General features: G+C 60.1%; 14 protein-coding genes and 2 pseudogenes. 7 read left to right on the top strand and 9 right to left on the bottom strand.

The features are described from left to right. The first annotated feature begins 880 nt into the window (after positions 1 to 880). Complete coding sequence (locus ACSFA7_RS00315) at positions 881 to 1,474, top strand: hypothetical protein (RefSeq protein ID WP_435497556.1); 594 nt, start codon at positions 881 to 883, stop codon at positions 1,472 to 1,474. 136 nt (positions 1,475 to 1,610) lie between these two features. On the opposite strand, the pseudogene ACSFA7_RS00310 reads toward ACSFA7_RS00315, so the two are convergent. From ACSFA7_RS00310 to ACSFA7_RS00285, 6 genes and pseudogenes are all read right to left on the bottom strand, one after another. Next, positions 1,611 to 1,775, bottom strand: a pseudogene (locus ACSFA7_RS00310) (thiolase family protein); the annotation flags it as partial. 9 nt (positions 1,776 to 1,784) lie between these two features. Then, positions 1,785 to 5,309 carry an indolepyruvate ferredoxin oxidoreductase family protein gene (locus ACSFA7_RS00305; RefSeq protein WP_435497555.1) on the bottom strand — a complete coding sequence of 1,175 codons (3,525 nt, stop codon included), beginning with the start codon at positions 5,307 to 5,309 and terminating at the stop codon, positions 1,785 to 1,787. A 22-nt stretch (positions 5,310 to 5,331) separates the two neighbouring features. Beyond that, on the bottom strand, positions 5,332 to 6,321 hold the full coding sequence (locus tag ACSFA7_RS00300) for a Bug family tripartite tricarboxylate transporter substrate binding protein (protein ID WP_435497554.1): 990 nt from the start codon (positions 6,319 to 6,321) through the stop codon (positions 5,332 to 5,334). A 224-nt stretch (positions 6,322 to 6,545) separates the two neighbouring features. Next, positions 6,546 to 7,433 (bottom strand): LysR family transcriptional regulator, encoded by an 888-nt coding sequence (locus ACSFA7_RS00295; RefSeq protein WP_309972494.1) that lies wholly within the window; start codon positions 7,431 to 7,433, stop codon positions 6,546 to 6,548. A gap of 47 nt (positions 7,434 to 7,480) precedes the next feature. Next, positions 7,481 to 8,236, bottom strand: coding sequence for a Crp/Fnr family transcriptional regulator (locus ACSFA7_RS00290; protein ID WP_435497553.1), 756 nt, complete (start codon positions 8,234 to 8,236; stop codon positions 7,481 to 7,483). Continuing rightward, on the bottom strand, positions 8,223 to 10,193 hold the full coding sequence (locus ACSFA7_RS00285; RefSeq protein WP_435497552.1) for an aconitase family protein: 1,971 nt from the start codon (positions 10,191 to 10,193) through the stop codon (positions 8,223 to 8,225). Before ACSFA7_RS00285 ends, ACSFA7_RS00290 begins: the two co-directional genes overlap by 14 nt. 207 nt (positions 10,194 to 10,400) lie before the next feature. On the opposite strand from ACSFA7_RS00285, the gene rraA reads away from it, so the two are divergent. The 3 genes from rraA (at position 10,401) to ACSFA7_RS00270 (ending at position 12,773) form a co-directional block, all read left to right on the top strand. Next, positions 10,401 to 10,946: a ribonuclease E activity regulator RraA gene (rraA, locus tag ACSFA7_RS00280; protein ID WP_435497551.1), complete on the top strand. Its 546-nt coding sequence runs from the start codon at positions 10,401 to 10,403 to the stop codon at positions 10,944 to 10,946. Positions 10,947 to 10,992: 46 nt separating this feature from the next. After that, entirely contained in the window at positions 10,993 to 11,670 is a 678-nt protein-coding gene (locus tag ACSFA7_RS00275; RefSeq protein WP_435497550.1) for a glutathione S-transferase family protein, read from the top strand. Positions 11,671 to 11,810: 140 nt separating this feature from the next. Beyond that, entirely contained in the window at positions 11,811 to 12,773 is a 963-nt protein-coding gene (locus ACSFA7_RS00270; protein WP_435497549.1) for a LysR family transcriptional regulator, read from the top strand. A gap of 20 nt (positions 12,774 to 12,793) precedes the next feature. On the opposite strand, the gene ACSFA7_RS00265 is transcribed toward ACSFA7_RS00270, so the two are convergent. Beyond that, on the bottom strand, positions 12,794 to 13,762 hold the full coding sequence (locus ACSFA7_RS00265; RefSeq protein WP_435497548.1) for an SMP-30/gluconolactonase/LRE family protein: 969 nt from the start codon (positions 13,760 to 13,762) through the stop codon (positions 12,794 to 12,796). A 201-nt stretch (positions 13,763 to 13,963) separates the two neighbouring features. Between ACSFA7_RS00265 and ACSFA7_RS00260 the strand changes: the two genes are divergently transcribed. From ACSFA7_RS00260 to ACSFA7_RS00250, 3 genes and pseudogenes are all read left to right on the top strand, one after another. After that, entirely contained in the window at positions 13,964 to 14,977 is a 1,014-nt protein-coding gene (locus ACSFA7_RS00260; RefSeq protein WP_435497547.1) for a Bug family tripartite tricarboxylate transporter substrate binding protein, read from the top strand. Positions 14,978 to 15,069: 92 nt separating this feature from the next. Beyond that, a complete protein-coding gene (locus ACSFA7_RS00255) occupies positions 15,070 to 15,417 on the top strand; it encodes a transposase (RefSeq protein WP_435497546.1) in 348 nt (115 codons plus the stop codon). A 41-nt stretch (positions 15,418 to 15,458) separates the two neighbouring features. Continuing rightward, positions 15,459 to 15,623, top strand: a pseudogene (locus tag ACSFA7_RS00250) (IS66 family transposase); the annotation flags it as partial. Between the two features lie 200 nt (positions 15,624 to 15,823). On the opposite strand, the gene ACSFA7_RS00245 reads toward ACSFA7_RS00250, so the two are convergent. Further along, complete coding sequence (locus ACSFA7_RS00245; protein ID WP_435497545.1) at positions 15,824 to 17,134, bottom strand: MFS transporter; 1,311 nt, start codon at positions 17,132 to 17,134, stop codon at positions 15,824 to 15,826. A 44-nt stretch (positions 17,135 to 17,178) separates the two neighbouring features. Beyond that, the gene (locus ACSFA7_RS00240; RefSeq protein ID WP_435497544.1) at positions 17,179 to 18,621 is read right to left on the bottom strand and encodes an aldehyde dehydrogenase family protein; all 1,443 of its coding nucleotides are present in this window, start codon (positions 18,619 to 18,621) and stop codon (positions 17,179 to 17,181) included. Positions 18,622 to 18,673 lie beyond the last annotated feature (52 nt).

Here is an 18,673-nt window from a genome sequence, read left to right as displayed (position 1 = left end):
TGATGCGAAGGCCCGCAGTGGGCCCAATTGCGACGTGCAGGCGTCGCGACCTTAGGACTGCTGTCAGTCTGAAGCCGCCGCCCAGCGCGCGCGACATTCCGTGTGTCGGCTTGTGGCGCCATACCCTGCCCTACCGAAGCGCCTCCGATACAAACCACTTTCGAGCCAACGATGAGGTGGGCCGCCCCACCAACGATAGCCACAGGCACGCAAACACCGCTCTATCGGTGGTTGGTGCAGTCTCACATCTCAACTTGCGATAACCAATGTCACGAGAACACCCCATTACCGTGGGTTGGGCGACCACCTCTAGTCGCGGGAATCACAGGTTATCGGTGGTTGCTCTCATCTCGCCCAGGCTTGAGCAACCGGGGATCCGCTGAACGCCCCATCACTCAAAACGCTGCCACGGGATAGAGGTCCTGACGGACGGCAAAGTCTGCGCTGCTAGCGACCCTGGTAGAGACCAACAAACCTCAGCGAACTCACGCACGACAAGGCGAGCGTCCTGCTTGACGAGCCTTCTCGGGCAAAGGCACAGGTAACGCCCGGGGCCCCGGCGTCCACGCTTTGGTCCGTACGCGATCACACCGGCAAGTCCATCGTAAGCGGCCAGCCGCCCCACCTTGAGTAGAGCCGCCGCCACACCACCTCGATCTCGATCTATGCGATCCAGTCGGCGAGCGCTGACGCGCTGCCCCAAGCGACGGACGAGGCCTCGGTCGCGAGTCCGTTTCTTTCGCTCGAACTGGCATATCCGATACCCCAGGAGCCTTTGGACCGCACACCAATCACGCCGACGGAAACGGTGGGTGCCGCGCAATACGAGCCCTTCTGATCGATGCGTCTGCACGAACTCCGCCCCCCGAAGAAGACCTCCATGTCCCTGAATGATCGAGAGACGCCTGCACGGCGTCTCATCCTGCACCAGATCGGCGGCGCTTCCAGCGCCGCAGCGCTCGCGGCGCCTGCACTGCTGGGCGGCCTCGCCAGCCCCCTCGCTTCGCCGCAGGACGCCCCAACCCGCCTCACCGACGATCCTCGCTGGTCGCGGAGTGCGGTACCGACCTCAGTGAGTGGCCCATCGAAAAGCACTTCACTTCGTGGATGCGTTTGTCGCCCGGATGCAAGATCAGCGGGGGAAAGGTGCTGTCCGCCCATACCCGCAAGAGCTCCAGCCGACTGGCGTCGCAACTGCGCCTGGTGGGCGGTAAATGTCGGTCGTACCGAGACGGCCCTCGGTGCGTTCTATCGACGGCTGGCGGCACGCATCGGTAAGGCCAAGGCGGTGACCGCTACAGCGCGCAAGCTCGCCATCCTCTTCTACAGAACGATGCGCTTCGACATGCAATATCAAGATCCGGGCGTCGATCAATATGAGCAGCGATATCGCGAACGGGTCGTCAGGCAATTGGAGCGGCGCGCCGCTCGGTTCGGCTTCACATTACAACCGGCAGCGGAAGGCGTTTCTTAGGAACGACCTGTGCATCGACCAGCAACTCCTGACCAATCGGAAGAAGACGCTGATGGTTGATGCCCTGAGGCAGACATACACCCTTGTGGAACTGCTCGACGAAGTGGGCCTGTGCCCGGCGTCAACTACTTTGAGCCATTACGACGTGGCCGACGCTTGCAGGCTCGACTCCGCTACGCTCCAGCGCCGCCTTGACGGCCCCGGTCGCCAAGTGACAAAGCGGGATCTCCTTCAGCGAGCCGCCGAAGGTGCCGATGGCGGTGCGGACAGCACCGACGACGAATACATCTTGGTTCTTCATTTCTTTTCCTCAGACAGTTTGGGGTTCGCGGTCCTGCACTTGTGGATCCTTGACTGCGACCGGCTTGCGCAGCTGTTCGAGAACGTAAGCCTCGCGCCTCCGCGCGGCGATCACGTTCGCCTCTTTCACATGCCCATAGCCGCGCATGGTTTGCGGAAGCCTCGCGAGCTCCAGAAGAGTGGCAGTCTGTTCGGGCCGCGCCTCGGCGAGCACCTGCCGCATTTGCCCGAGGTAACGCGCGATCTCGGTACGCTCGTTGCGGCGCTCCGCCGTGTAGCCGAATACGTCGAGAACGGTGCCCCGCAGGACCTTGCCCTTGGCGAGCCAACGAAAAGCGGCTGCCACCCATGGTCCGTATGCCTTCTTCAGCAAACGTCCATTGCCGTCACGCTTCGCCAGGATCGGCGGTGCAAGGTGGAAGTGCAGCTTGTAGTCCCCCTCGAACTCGCGGTCGATGCGCTCGAAGAAGCCGCTCTCCGTGTAGAGGCGGGCCACCTCGTACTCGTCCTTGTACGCCATCAATTTGTAGAGGCTTGCGGCGACCTCCCGAGCCACGCGGTCAGTTCCCAATGTCGCTTTCTCAAGGGCTGCAAGTTCCCGAACGCGGGCCTCGAAATACTGCGCATACTTTTCGTTCTGGTAGCCGGAAAGGCGCATTTTGCGATCGGCAACTACCGTATCCAATGACGGTGTGCGCTGCGGCAGCAGCATCACCTGCGAGGTGTCCATACCTGCAGCGGCACGCACCTTGTCCAACTCCAGGACAGCCTGCCGACCCCAGGCAAACGCGGCGGTGTTCATCGGTACGGCGGCGCCGTTCAGTTCAATCGCACGCAGGAGTGATGCCTCGGAAAGGGGAATTCGCCCCGACTGCCACGCGAACCCCAGCATGAAGACGTTGGTCGCCACTGCATCGCCCAGCAGCTTGGTCGCCAGGCGAGACGCGTCGACTGTCGTAGTCTGCTTCACCCCAGACTTCAACTGCTGCAGCAACTCTTCGGGACGAGCCTGCCAATCCAGGTTCTTCGCGAACCCGCCGGTGGGCGCGACGTGGGTGTTCACCACGGCGTAGGTTCGCTCGGTGCCGGATGCGAACAGCGCCTCTTTGCCTGCGGCGACCATGAGATCACAGGCCAGCAGCAGATCCACCTGCTTCTGACCGATTCGCGCACCATGCAGTGCGTCGGGCTTCGCAGCCAAACGCACATGTGACATCACCGCACCGCCCTTTTGCGCCAGGCCCGCCATGTCCAAGATGATGGCCCCCTTGCCTTCGATGTGAGCAGCCATCCCTATGAGTGCACCGATGGTGACGACTCCGGTCCCACCCACGCCAGTGATCAACACGTTGTACGGCTGGTCGAGCGGCGGAATGACGGGATGGGGCAGGTCAGCAGGCAATGCATTCTTGGACTTGGGCGCCTTGCGAACAGCACCGCCCTCGACGGTCACGAAGCTGGGGCAGAAACCCTTGACGCAGGAGTAGTCCTTGTTGCACGAACTCTGATCGATCGTTCGCTTGCGGCCGAGCGGGGTTTCGAGCGGCACGATGGAGACGCAGTTCGACTGCACACCACAGTCGCCGCATCCTTCGCACACTTCCTCGTTGATGACAACGCGCCTTGGCGGATCGACCATCTCCTTCTTCTTGCGTCGGCGCCGCTTTTCGGCGGCGCAGGTTTGCGCATAGACGATGACCGACACGCCCGACGTGTCCCGCAGCTGACGCTGCACCTCATCGAGCCGGTCCCGATTGCTGACGACGACGCCCGCGGGCAACCCTCCCAAGGCCCGCCAGGACGCAGGATCATCGGACACCAGGTGCAAGTTCTTGACACCCTCGGCTGCAACCTGCTGCAGGATTTGGATGGCGCTCAGGCTCCCTTCGACAGGTTGCCCACCCGTCATCGCCACCGCGTCATTCGCGAGAATCTTGTAGGTGATGTTGACGCCCGCAGCAATCGCGGCGCGCAGCGCCAGAGAACCAGAGTGGCTGTAGGTGCCGTCGCCGAGGTTCTGAAAGATATGTCCCTCGGAGGTGAACGGCGCATGGCCGATCCAGGCCGCCCCTTCACCGCCCATCTGCGTGATGTTGCCCGTGTTGCGGTCCATCAAGATCGCCATGCCGTGACAGCCGATGCCCGCACCGGCGCGCGACCCCTCGGGGAGCTTTGTCGAAGTGTTGTGCGGGCAACCGGAGCAGAAGAACGGCAGCCGCTGCGGAAGCGTCGGGTCGAGGGCTGCGGCGCAGCCAGCACTGGCGAGAACCGCTGTCGCCAACTGCGGGAGTGCGCCCGCGCCGAGCACTTGCAGCAAACGCTGCGCAATCACCTTGGCGATCAGGGCGGGCGTGAGTTCGCCGTTCGGAGGTAGCAAGAAGCCGTTCGGTGACCGGACCCATTCCCCTTCGCCCTCCGCTTTTCCGACAACACGCGGGCGGCTGTCGGCCGGTGCGTTGTAGAGCTGTTCTTTGATCTGCGGCTCGATCACGCCTCGCTTCTCCTCCACGACGAGGATCTCGACCAAGCCTTCGGCAAACTCGGTCACGCAGTCAGGTTCGAGCGGCCAGCTCACGCCGATCTTCAACAGGCGCAGCCCAAGGGATTTGGCGCCGGCGTCGTCAATGCCGAGCAACGACAGCGCTTCACGCGTATCCAGATAGCTCTTGCCGGTGGTCACGATGCCTAATTTGCCGTTCGGAACTTTCCATTCCTGCCGGTTCAATCCGTTCAGCCGAACGTACTCGAGCACGGCCTGAAGCTTGTCGCGCAGCAGCCGGGTCTCCTGCTCCATCGGTGGGTCCGGCCACCGGATCGACAGCGAGCCCGGCTGGACCTGATGGTTCTCCGGCACCCTTGTCTCAATCGCCATCGGGTCGATCTCGAATGACGAGGTGGTCTCGATGGTTTCGCTGACGGCCTTGAAGCCGATCCAGCAGCCCGAGTACCGTGACATCGCCCAGCCATGCAAACCGAACTCCAGAAATTCACGTACGCCCGAAGGATTGAGCACGGGCATCGCCGCGGCGATAAAGGCTTGCTCACTCTGATGCGGCAGGGTGGATGACTTGCATGTATGGTCGTCGCCTGCGATCGCCAACACACCACCGAATCTGGACGTGCCCGCGATGTTCGCGTGCTTGAAAACGTCGCCGCTGCGATCCACGCCTGGCCCCTTCCCGTACCACATGGCGAAGACGCCATCCACCGTAGCCTTTGGATCCATGCTAGCCATCTGCGAACCCCATGCCGATGTCGCAGCAAGCTCTTCGTTGAGGCCTGGGTTGAACGTGACGTTGTTCTTATCGAGCAGCTTTTTTGCCTTCCAGAGCTCTTGGTCGACGGAGCCGAGCGGTGACCCACGGTAGCCGGAGACGAAGCCGCCGGTCTTCAGACCCGCCGCTTCGTCGCGCGCCTTTTGCACCATCAGCAAACGCACGAGCGCCTGCGTCCCGGTCATGAACACACGGCCCTTTGGCAACTCATATTTGTCGTTGAGGGAAACGGTTGTGCTCATGACTTCAGTTCCTTGCATTGGGAATCGGGATTGCGCGAGATCAGTCGGCGGTGGCACCGGACCGCTTCACGAGCTTTCCGTGCTTTTCAAGTTCGGAGATCAGGAGGGGTTGGGTCTGCTCGGGTGTGGTCGCCATCGACGTGAAACCTTGCGCTGCGAAGCTGTCTTGAATCTCTTTCGTTGCCAGTGTTTCCTTGAGTTTCTGGTAGGTGCCCGCGATCACGGCAGGTGACAAGCCTGCAGGGCCGATGATCGCCACCCAGCTATCGAACTCGAAGTTCGGAATGCCGCTTTCCGCCACCGTCGGCACGTCGGGCAGGGCTGGGTTGCGCGATGAAGTACTCACCGCAAGGGCGCGCAGCTTCCCGGCCTTGATTTGAGGGGCCGCCACCGCCAGCGGCAACATGCCGAAATGGACCTGCCCGCCGATGATGTCGGTGATCATGTTGCCTGTGCCCTTGTATGGGATGTGAAGGGCCTGCACACCTGCCTCGCTGAGGAAATACTCCGCAGCCAAGTGCAGGACGGTCCCATTGCCGGCAGAACCGTAGGAGAACTTCTTGGGACTGGCCTTCAGTTCGGCAATGAACTCGCGCGTGGTCTTTGCCCTGACCGTCTCGGTGTTCACCACGAGCACGAGAGGGGAAGATGCGATCACGGAGATCGGCGTGATGTCCTTGATGGCGTCGAACGGTACGTGCTTGTAGATGAAGGGATTGATGACGTGATTGGAGGACACCATGCCAAGGACAGAACCGTCCTTTGGGGCACGCACGATCTGCTGCGTCCCTATCAGGCCGCCACTTCCGGGCACGTTCTCGATGACGATCGGTCGCCCGAACGCAGCAGTCAGGGCGCTGCTCATTGAACGAGCCACGGCATCCACGCCGGATCCTGCTTGATTGGGAACGATCAGGCGCAGTGGCCTGTTCTCGCTTGATTGAGCCTGCGCCGGCGAGAACGCGGCGTTGATGCTCAACAGTGAAAGGGCGATTGCGGCGCTGCGGCCGAGAAGCAATGAAAGGCGCATGGATGTCTCCGTGGGATTGGCGGAAGTGCGACCGCCTCAGCGGTGGCGCCGCCTGGCAGTTCTTGTGGAGCGATACTCGCTCGAGGGCACTTTAGGTGCGATGCCGCCAATGGGCGAAGTGCTCTTGCGTCAGAAGGGATATGTCGGTACGCGATACCCTTGCACCTAGCCGCTCAGCAGCACGGGCACAGATGGTCGGTCCGAGCAGAAATCGCGTGTGAGGATCAGCCGCGCAGAGCAGCAATCATGGCGTCCACAGCCCGGAGCCGGCTTGATTTCTTGAGCGCGAACACGCGCAGTTCCCGATCCTTCCACGGCTCATCGAGAGGACGTCGCACGAAGCGCTTCGTGCCCGCGAGCGCTCGCAACGCGCTGCCGGTCATGATTGCGACCCCCATGCCGACCTCCACCATGCGGCAGGCGGCTTCGTAGCTGCTGACCGCAACAACCGGCATATAAGGCATCCGGAGCTTTTCAGCCTGCTCTTGAACGAAGCTGTCGCCGGCTCCACCGGACTGGATGCGCACGATCGGGTGACGCAGCAGCTCCGCGAAACGAATCGCGCGTTGCTTGGTCAACGGATGATTCGGCGGCAGGATCACAATCAGCGGATCGTCAGCAAAATGCCATGACTCAAGTGCAGGCGGCGTGGCTGCGCCTGAGAGGCAAATTGCCACATCCGCACGGTCGTCCAGGCACGCTCGGATGCACTCGCTAGACGAACGCTCCTGCAGCACGATTTCCACGTTCGGATGCTCGACCTTGAAGGCGTGGAGTCGCTCGGGAAGAAATCCAACGATCGAGGAGAGGTTGGCAAAGAGACGCACCGTACCGGCGACTTCTCCGCTCAACGCCTGCACCTCTCGCGCAAACGATTGGAAGTCGGCATCGAGTTTTTCACCGAGGGCGTACGCTCGTTGCCCGGCTTCCGTGAGCGTGACGCCGAGAGGGGAACGACTCAGGAGCTGTACTCCCAGCGCGTGCTCAAGGTCGGCAATACGCCGGCTCAGCGCGGATTGCGCGATGTGCTCGGCATCCGCGGCACGCTTGATCGAGCCCTCGCGTGCGGCGGCAAGGAACAATTGAAGGCTGAGGGGATCGACGCGGCGCATGTTCCGATGCTGGGCTGGGTTACTGCATTGTCGCCCAGAGACGACGATCACGACGCGTGCTCGTAGATCCGCCGCAGCGCTTGGTCGTTACGCACGACCACGCCCCCCGCTTCAACGCTGATTGTCTGGTCCCTCTCCATCAGCTTCAGCTCTTGATTGAGCCTCTGCCGCGAGCAACCTATCAAATCGGCAAGCTCGGCCTGCCGCAGACGCAAGCCGATCCGGACCTCCGGGCCGTCTGTGCTCGCTGGCTCCCCGTACGTGCGCGCAAGTTGCGAAAGATGCTTTGCAATCCGGGCCCGCAAGGACTTGGTATTCAGATCCTCGACGAGGCGATAAAGCTGCCGTGCGCGTTGCGATTGAAGACGCAGCAGCGCGATACAGAATTCAGGATGATCAACCAGGATCTGCTGCACGTCGTCACGTCCCACACACAGCAAAGTAGTGTCTCCATGGGCCAGAAAATCGTAGGGGCGGCCCTTCATATCGAACATCTCGACTTCACCGAACCACACGCCCGGCTCAACGTAGCGCAGAGTGATCTGCCTGTCATTGGGTGAGTGCGATCCGATGCGTACCGAACCGGCCAGCACCGCAAGCCACGCATCGGCAGGATCACCACGCCGGCAGATCACACTCGCGTCAGGATAGTGGCGCACCTCTGCACGTCGCAGGATGTCGTGACGAAGGCTGGGCGAGAGCGCAGAGAACCAAGGATTGGTGGTGATCGCTTCGCGCTCTTGATTGCGGAGGCCCAGCTTCGCCCCCGGGCGTCGAAGGCATCCCTGCTCAGCTGGCGGCATGCAAGGGCCCTTCGTCAGCACGGGCCTGCACCTCCGAAAAAGCCGCGATCTCGCCCGCGATCGCGCTGGCCGCTACTGTGGCGGGACTGGCGAGCCACACTTTTCCCGGACCGCATCGCCCAGGAAAGTTGCGATTGATGGCGCTGATCGTGATCTCCTCCGCTCGCCCAGAGGTTCCGGGCCCCCCGTTGACGCAGGCGCCGCAGGACGGCTGCAGCATCTCGGCGCCTGCGCATTCGAAGACATGGAGGTAGCCCTTCTCCACACAGTAATCTCGAACATCGATCGTGCCGAACTGGAGGTAGAGCTTCACGTCCGCATGCACGCGCAAGCCTCGCTCCACAGCCCACGAAAGCACCTGGTGATACGCGTCGAAGTCCTCGCGCTTGCCGCCCGTGCATGAACCGCCGTAGGCGATGTCGACCTTCGGGCGCTCCTGCAACTCAGTGACCGGCACGCCATTGCCTGGATCACCAGGACGCGCCACCATGGGCGCGAGCGTGGAACAGTCGATCTGGATGATTTCCGCATAGGACGCTTCGGGGTCGCTGTGCATCCAGTCCTCCAACTGGAAATCGATACTCCGGCGTTCGCGCAAGAATCGCACGGTTTCCTGGTCGGGAGCAACGATGCCAGTGAAGCCGCCAAGCTCCGCGGTCATGTTCGTCAAGGTGGCCCGCTCGTCGGTGGAAAGCTGAGCAATCACCGGACCGGTGAATTCAAACACCTTGCCGACCCCGGAACCGGCCTGGATGCGAGGGTCGGCCAGCAAGTGCAGGACGACGTCCTTGGCGCTCACGCCTGCGGCCAGTCGGCCCGCAAGTTCGATTCGCAGGGACGCAGGGACAGTGACACGAACCAATCCGGTGACAAGCGCGTTGGCCATCTCGGTGCTGCCGACACCGAAAGCAATGCAGCCGAGCGCACCGCTGTGAGTGGTGTGCGAGTCGGTGCCGACGACGATCTGTCCGGGTAGCGCATAGCGCTCCGACATCATCGGGTGCGAAATGCCTTCGCTGCCAACGCCATCTGCCAACAGGCCGTGGGAAATCAAGTCGTACTCCTCGCCGAACTTGCGATGTTCACGAGCGACGTTTTGAATTGCGGGTACCAGCCCAGCGCGGGCGTGGGCGATGCTGCGGTGAACATAGGAAGTGTGGTCCTCGAACAGCCTTACGCTCGGTGCATCGTGCAACTGCAGTGGTCGGCCGAACTCCGCGTGCAGCATGTGCGCGCACATCGGTGTGTAGTACTCGATAAGAAAGCGCCAATCTGGCCGAACGAAGGCGCCGCTGCCCGCCTTCAGACTTGTGCCGCTGTCCCCGGTCACGGCGAGGTGCTTCGCGATGATCTTTTCGACAAGCGTTCGGGGGCCAGCGGTTGCGGTATCCGCTGGCGGCAGGCTGATCACCTTCATCCGCGCGCGCCCATAACGCAGCAAACCACCATGGCGCAGGATCGCCGCCGCCTGAGCGTCGCGCGAGGCCACCAGCTCTTCGATGTCGATTGGTTCGCCCTGCTGTATTCGTTCGACGAGACTGAAGTCGGTGGACGTGAACAGGCCGAGATTGTCCGCATTCTGGCGGTAGATGCGTTCGAAGCTCTCTGCGATGATCAGACGAATGCCTGCTGTGTGTTCCGCCCTGGGACTGTGCTCGCGCGAGGAACCCTTGCCATAGCGCTTGCCGGCGACAGTGACAGCGAATCCGCCGTTCTTTACCGCATCTATTCCGATGGGATAGACCCCGCTCGACACGAAGCCCGTGTAGGGATAGCGGCCGAGTCGTTCATCCCAGACTGTGCCTACCGTTGCCGGGGTGATCTCGTCCGTTGAAATGTTGTCGCGGAGCGCGCCGGCCTCAACCAAGGCCAAGTTTTCACCTTGGAGTTGCCGCTCGACCGCATTGGGATCGTCGCTCAGGAAAAGGATGCGCGAATTGAGTTGGATGGTCGTCATGGATTGAAACCTCGTGGGAACTCTAGGCGGCAGAGCTCCCGCGTATGTAGTGCTGATACGCCACGGGGGCTATCGCGGCTGGGCATAGCGCCCGGAGGACGGAGGGCAGCCTCGGTGCCCGCGCTGCAGACGTGCATGCTCGCACGGCATCGGGGCTATCGCCGAATGCGGTATCCGTCAGCGACTTTGCGGACCTACCATGTCCGCATGAGCATCAAAACAACCGACCTTTGCGACGCCTGCGATCAGGCGCAGGCCTGCGCGCTTCCCTTTGTGGGATTCGGCCGAAGACGCGCGTTTGCGGGCGACATCCGGACGGCCCGATACACGGATGGGATCAGCGCACTTCGCGTCCTGGTCAACCAAGCCGGGAACGGACAAGTGCTCGTCATCGACGCAGGTGGCTTGGAATGGCGTGCACTGTTTGGAGACGTCATGGCCGGCCTCGTGGCTCGCAACGGGTGGGCCGGTGTCCTCGTCAATGGCTTGATTCGCGATCGAGCGGTGATCGACGAGATGGACATCGGGGTAAAAGCGCTCGGAACGATCCCTCGTCGGGCCGACATGGGTGGAAGGGGCGAAATAGACCTCCCGGTTCACTTCGGCGGGATCACATTCTCCCCTGGTGCACGGCTGATTGCCGATGAAGACGGGGTGATCGTGCTCCCGCAGGGCCTGACGGAATCGAACATCAACGTTGCTGATGCAATTGCTGCGACAGCTGGGTACGTCACTGGATCAGCCCCAAAGTGAAACTGGAAAACCGCACCGAGCACTCGACATATCAGACGTCCCTCACATGATCATCTTGCACCACTGTGTCAGTGCGCGCTCGTTCCGGCCTCTCTGGATGCTCGAAGAAATCGGGCTGTCCTACGAACTCAAGATGCTGCCCTTTCCGCCGCGTGTTCTGTCGCGGCAGTACCTCGAGGTCAACCCCCTCGGGACGGTGCCAATGCTGTCCGAGGGCGCGACTCGGATGACCGAATCGGCCGCGATCTGCCAGTACCTGGCCGCTCGCTTCTCGCCAGGCCAGCTGGATGTTGGCCGTGACGAGCCAGACTTCGGGCCGTACCTCAACTACCTCCACTTCGGCGAGGCGACCTTGACCTTTCCGCAAACGCTCGTGTTGCGGTATGCGCACTTCGAACAGGCCGGGCGAAAGCAGCCGCAGGTCGCTGAAGACTATGCCAAATGGTTCTTGGCTCGCTTACGAACGCTAGAGCCGCTGCTCACAGAGCGTGACCACCTCTGTGCAGGGCGCTTCACGGCAGCGGATGTGTCGGTCGGCTACGCCCTGCTGCTGGCCCAACACCTTGAGTTGGCCGGGCGCTTTACTCCGTCGGTGGCCGCATATTGGGATCGTCTACAGGCGCGACCGGGCTTTAAGGCCGCAATGAGCGCGCAAGCAAGGGCCGCAAAGACGCAAGGCGTTTCCGCGACCCCTGCCCCAGAGATCAGGCCGGATCGTAGCTGACTGCCCACTCCAAGCTAACCCGCATGGCGGGAAGATGCTGAGATGATTCAATGGGCCCGCGCCTTCTATCTCCGCTGCGCACTTCGGCGTGGAATGGAGGGCTTTGCAATGTTTCAATGAGCTTGTTGACGGGAACGCAAATGTCGAATGACACCAAAGGAGATGGGGCGCGAATGGTGCCTATGAACGTGCGGACGTGGATCCGAAAATTGGACCTGATGACGTTGCGCTTGTTTGCCTCGATTACCGAAGAGCGAAACATCGGGCGCGCTGCTGTCCGCGAGTCGATCGCTCCCTCGGCCGTCACAAAGCGAATTCAGCAGCTGGAAGACACGCTCGGTTTTAGGCTGATGTACCGGGACCCAAAAGGTACGCGCTTAACAGCGGCAGGCACGATCGTTGATTCACACGTCAAGCGCATTTTGGCTGCCATCGATGACCTCCACCATGAACTTGGCGACTTCGTCGTAGGGGTGCAGGGACACGTTCGACTTTGGGCCAACGCTTCCGCTCTTGCTGAATACTTAGCTGAGGATCTCGGCACGTTCACCCGCAACTTTCCTGCAGTGACCTTGGACATTGACGAGGGCGATTCAGTTGAGGTCGAACACGCTGTGACGTCTGGCCTGGCCGATGTTGGAATCTGCTCGCCTCCACTCGACCCGTCGCCCAAACTACTGATCCAGCCTTATCGCACCGACCGCCTCGTGGCAGTCGTCAGTGTCTTGCATCCCCTTGCCAGCGCGGAGAAGTTTTCCTTTCGAGACCTCCTTGAAACAGATCTCATAGGCAGCGGCGAAAAGAGCGGAATGACCCGGCTGCTGGAACATGCGGCAGCACAACTGAAGATGAAATATCAGCCCAGGTATCGAGTTGCCTCTGGCGAAGCCGCACGTAGTCTTGTCCGTGCAGGCCTCGGCGTGGCGATACAACCGTCAGGAATGGTGTGGCCGTATGAAGACGCAGAGCGGGTTCGCTCAATCCCAATCACGGATAAGTGGGCGGAGCGAGACCTATGCATCCTCACACTTGCATCACGTCCTCACTCTGTGGCAGTGACAACGCTGACTACATTCCTCACCGACACCAAAAATTCGAGCTGACACGGTACTCGCTCGCAACGTCAAGTTCCAAACTTCCAATGTGCAAGTTGGTGGCCAGCAACTTCGGATCGAAAGCTCGCCAATCGGTCACCGCCGAGAGAACCAAGGTAAACGGTGCGCAGGTCAGCTCCGCCAAAAGCAACGCTGGACACATTGCCCAAGCTGCGCCGCCGGCCCATCTCGAATACAGATTTTGAGATACCAGATTTCGCGTAGACCGAGTCGGCGAGGGCATTGAGCTCGGGATCAGAATCGTCCAGCACAACCTGCGCTTCCCCAGAGGGTGAAATGCGTATAACGCGGTTCGAGATAACGCACGCTACCCAGGCGCCGCCAAGGCAGTCGAACGCCAGGCCGTCCGGAAAGTCTCCGTCACCGAATTCATGGACGCATTCTTTTGCACCCAGTGTGACGCGCCCCGACTCTTCGTTAATCCTGAACCGAACAAGTCGACGCCCGACGGACTCGTTCAGATAGAGCCATTCGCCGTTAGGGTGCATTCGGCACTCGTTAGCGAAAGCCAACCCATCAGCGACAACGCGTGCTCCCTGGGTATCAACGACCGCAATGTAGCCGTCAGCAACTTGACGGTCGAACGCCAGTTCTCTCGGCGTTTGGCGGGTGCACACAGTTATCCAAAGCCGGTCCTTGTGATCGAGCATGACGAAGTTGGTATTCCTCATGCTCTGCTGCTCCACCTCCACAAGAAACGGCGAGAGGCGGCGCGACGCATCCAGCTTCCAGACGCCGCCTTCGCCTCCCAAGTTTGCGATCAATAAATCGCCGCTTTCCAGGAGCGCAAAGCCGTTAGGCACGAAGTCTTTCGGTAGGTCAATCAAAGGCTTGCGCGGGCACCCCAGCTCAAGCACACCAGCCTCATGATCAGAGACGAACACTCGACCGCTCTCGGTCACGAGCACACTTTCAGGCCGTGAAAGGTTCTCGCCAAGGAAATCCAACTTAGGGTTTTGAGTGTGAAGGTCGGTCATAGACCAAAAGTCTATTGCGTTTCGCACGCTCCACATTGCTTCTTCGCGAGCCTGTACATGGCATTCCGCGAAGCAGCTGCATAGGCCCTTCTCCGTTTGCGAATGGCCATCTGACGAAAGATCAACGTGATGGGGCACCGGGAAAATAGGATGGCACACAGAGTGCCCTTGGTGCTGAAAAATAATTACAGGAGACAAAGCTTGAATAATTCAAAAGCGCAGCCTGGCCGCCGTGCCGTGGCAAGAACCATATTGACTGTCCTGTCCTCCGCCATCCTCGTGGCGATCGGAGCGGACGCTCTCGCGCAAACGAACACGTACCCCGACCGGCCGATTAAGTGGGTCGTCCCTGTTCCAGCGGGCGGTGGGATGGACGCCGTGACGCGGATCGTGTCAGCGGGGATGGCCACTGTCCTTAACCAACCTATGGTGGTCGACAATCGCGCCGGAGCCGCGGGCACGATCGGGACTGGCTACGTTGCCCAGTCCGCTCCTGACGGCTATACCGTTTTGACGATTGATAACTCTCTGTTCACGACGGCTCACCTAATTTTCAGCAAGCTGCCCTACGCGGCACCCAAGGATCTGAAACTCGTTGCCACGCTCGTGCGGATACCACTCGTGCTAGCAGTCCCTGGCGACAGCCCAAGCAAGAATTTCCAGGAGTTCATCCAATCTTCGAAGGACAACCCAGGAAAGATAAGCTACGGCACGCCAGGCGTCGGCTCGCCTTTGCATGTTGGAATGGAACTACTCCAATCACGGACCAGCACGAAAATGCAGCATGTGCCCTATCGTGGCATGAGCACCATTCTGACGGACCTATCCACTGGAACTATCGGGGCCGCCTTAGTGGATTTTGGATCCGCGAGATCCTTCGCTGCGTCAGGACGAATCAAGATCCTTGCAGTTGCCACTGAGAAGCGGATGTCCCAACTGCCTTTAGTACCAACCCTTGAAGAACTCGAAGTCAAGAATGTTCCAATCTCCCTTTGGTTTGCGCTTGCCGTTCCAGTAAACACGCCTGAAGGCGCGGTGACACGTCTGGCGCAAGCTGCACAGATTTCACTCGAGTCACCAGAAGCCAAATCGAAACTCGAAACGATCGGCGCCCAGGCTTTTCTGAAAACTGGTCCGGAGGCCGCTACATTCAGCCGCGAGCAAGTTGCCTTCTGGGAAGCCATAGTCAAGCCAATGGCGATCAAGTTAGATTAAGCGCGAGGGAGGTAAGCGCGCGGTGATCCCGTCTTGAGCTTGGCTCCGGTGTCTATGACGATGGTGTCCACCAAGGATTTGGGCTGACACCTATGGAAGACTCCAAGCGCGTGAGCCGGCGGCTCCACGCGGCCGATCTGAAGCGGCAAGTGTTGGCGGCGTGCGCAGAACCCGGGGCGTCTGTGGCTCAAGTGGCACTGGCCCATGGCATCAACGCCTACCTTGTTCACAGTTGGCGCCGCATGGTCGACGCGAGAGGCATCGCCTCGAAGGCCAGCGACGCGCAAGCCGAGTTCGTCTCGCTCACGTTGGCGCCAGGCCCGACCGTTGCAAGCGACATTCACCTCGAGCTTCGCCGTGGTGCAATCGCGGTGAACGTGACATGGCCGTTGAGCGCGTCAGGCCAATGCGTCGCTTGGCTGTGCGAGATCCTCAGGTGATCCGGGTCGACGCGCTGTGGCTTGCCATCGAGCCGTTGGACATGCGTGCGGGCAACCTTGACCACCTGGACGCGCAGCAACTGCGCGAGATGATCCTCTCCCTGAGGAGAGGGGCGGCAGCCGACAAGCTTGAGATCGCACGCCGTGATCACGAGATCGCGTTCAAGCAGGCCGCCATCGACAAACTGACCCACGAGATGGCCGTGTCAGCCTCTCGGTTGATCCTCTCAAGGGCGCCCGATTCATCCTGACTTTGCCGGCCGCTTACCGAGGGATTGTCGTCTTCGCGAGCTCAGCTCGCGAAAGCCGTTGCTTCAATCTAACCTTCTAAAGCGATGTGTCTGGACAGGAGGTACCCAGCAAAAAGTACCTGATCTTTGCACCAGCAAAGCGTGCGATTCAAAGATTACTTGTCCACCACATGAGCCGGCAGCGTATACGCCGCTACAGCGCCAATGGCCACCATTGCGGACACAAGATACATCCCAAGCTCGGGTCTACCAGTTCGCACATTGAGCCAACCAACTGCGAACGGCGATACAAACCCTGCGAGGTTTCCAAGCGAGTTCACAATGGCAATGCCAACTGCCGCCGTTGCGCCGTGCATCATGGCCGTCGGAAAGGCCCAGATCAAAAGCGTCGCAGACAACAGGCCTGCTGCTGCAACAGAGAGCAACAGCACTGTCGCACCCGGTCCTCCGCCGGCAGCCATAGCGCCAGAGAGTCCAAGAGCGCCCGCAATCATCGCCCCAATAAAGTGAGCTCGGCGCATACGCGTTTTGTCCGCAGTTCGACCGGTCACGAGAATCGCAATAAGCGCAACTGCAAATGGGATAGCTGCCAAAAGACCGACGGTCAGTTCGTTACTTACGCCTGAACGCATGATGAGCGATGGCATCCAAAAATTTAGACCGTAGAGTCCCATGAAGAGGCAAAAGGATATAAATGAGAGCTTCCAAACTGCCGGCATTCGAAACACGCTCGCAAGCGGAACGCCCGCGATTTTTCCCTGACTGTCGGCTCTGAGATCACTTTCAACCGTATCCCTGTCGCTTTTGGACAGCCACTTGGCTGAGCCAACACCATCATCGAGAAAGCCGAGCAGCAGGATCCCTGCAACCAGAGCTGGAATCGCTTCGAGAACGAAGAGCCACTGCCAGGGCTTCATAATTGTCGAGCCCGCGAAGGAGTGGAGTATCCAACCCGACACGGGCGCGCCAATGATGAATGCAAGTGGTATCGCAGTGCCGATATATGACGTAGCGCGACCTCGACGAGTGCTTGGAAACCAAGTACTGAGGTAGTAAATCACCCCCGGGGCAAACCCCGCCTCAGCTGCGCCAATCAAAAATCGCACAACATAAAACTGCCCTGGCGTCTGCACGAACGCAGTCATCGCAGAGAGGATGCCCCAGCTAATCACGATTCGCGCAAGCCAGCGCCTGGCTCCCACCCGCGCCAAGATCGCTGAGCTCGGAACCTCAAAGATGAAGTAGCCGATAAAGAAAATTCCGGCCCCCAACCCGTATACAGCGTCATTGAATTCAAGCGCCGACTGCATTTGAGCCTTAGCAAAACCCACGTTGACCCGATCCAACTGGGCGGCGATGAATGCAAACACCAGAACTGGCAACAACCTGAGACATATCCGCGCATACACACGGTCTTTGGCGAAAGCGGCTGAGGTCGGCACAACAGCCGACGGAAGTGATGACATCATTTATCCAAACTTTTAGCGAACTTCAAAGACGCACCAGAGCTTCAGGTGCCGCCCAACTGCGCGCCCATAACGGCTTTCGTCTCAACGAATTCATCGAAACCTGCCCGACCCCACTCGCGGCCGACGCCGGACTGTTTGTATCCGCCAAAAGGCGCAGCCAGATCTGGAGGGGCTCCGTTTAGATGGACCATGCCAGTGCGCAGCCGCAAGGCAACTTTGCTCGCTCGATCAAGCGAGCCGCCATACACGTATCCAGACAGACCATACGGACTGTCGTTGGCAATGGAAATCGCACTTTCTTCATCTTCGTAGGGAATGATGGTCAACACCGGTCCGAAGATCTCCTCGCGCGCGATCGTCATGCTGTTGTTCGCTCGGCTGAACACAGTTGGTTTTGCGTAAAACCCTCGGTCCAGCCCACCAGGCCGTCCAAGCCCTCCAGCAACAAGATGTGCGCCTTCGTCGATACCTTTCTGGATCAAAACCTGAACGCGTTCGTACTGCCGCTCATTGGCGATTGGACCAATGTCCGTCTCGCTGCTCATCGGATCTCCAACTACGAGCTTGTTGGCAGCGGCTGCTGCAATGCGTTCAGCGTCCTCAAGAAGGTCTGCAGGCACAAGCATTCGCGACGGCGCGTTGCAACTCTGACCGCTGTTGTGCATCATTGCCATAACGCCGTGCGTCACAGCTTCTTCAAGATTTGCGTCCCGCAGGATGATGTTGGCCGACTTCCCGCCCAGTTCGAGCGAAACCTTTTTTACCGACGCTGCGGCGAAGGAAGACACGGAGCTTCCAGCACGCTGCGATCCTGTGAGCGACACCATATCAACCAACGGATGGGCGGAGAGAATTGGGCCGATGTCTTCGCCTTTGCCATGCACCATGTTGAAGACACCAGCCGGCAGCTTCGCGTCGTGCAGTATTTCGGCAAAAACGTTTGCAGAGGCTGGCGCCAACTCACTGGGCTTCAAAACGATCGTGCATCCGCTGACCAGTGCAGGAGCAACCTTGCAAGCGATCTGGTTCATTGGCCAGTTCCACGGCGTAATCAAAGCGCAGACACCCACGGGCTCTCTTACCACTAGCGTGGATCCATGAGGCTCTCGCCACGGGTAGGTCTGAGCAATCTGGAGAGCCGTCGCAAAATGTCCGAGCCCGATTGCAGCTTGCATCTTGACCGACAAACTTGCGTATGGAGCACCCATATCCTGCGTAATGGCGCGGGCCATGTCCTCCATTCGCTTTTCGTAGCCCGCCACGATAGCCTGTAGGTAGCCAAGGCGCTCTTGCAGCGAAGTTTGTGAGTATCGGTTGAACGCTGCTGCAGCAGCCTCGACTGCTTGGTTTACTTCGGCGGCGGAAGCCTGGCTAACTGTTCCTATAACCTCGCCGGTAGCGGGATTGACAACCGAAATGGTGGGCGCGTCTGTAGCACTCTGCCGCCAGGCACCTGAGATGTACGAACTGTTCAGATGAAGCATGTTTTTTCTAACGATAGTGAAAATAAGAGGCAGGAATACGCGTTGCGTAGTC

The organism is Variovorax trehalosi, assembly GCF_051216415.1.
Taxonomy (GTDB): domain Bacteria; phylum Pseudomonadota; class Gammaproteobacteria; order Burkholderiales; family Burkholderiaceae_C; genus Variovorax.
The sequence above is the reverse complement of the archived record's forward strand: the minus strand, read 5'-3'. Positions and strand labels throughout refer to the sequence as shown.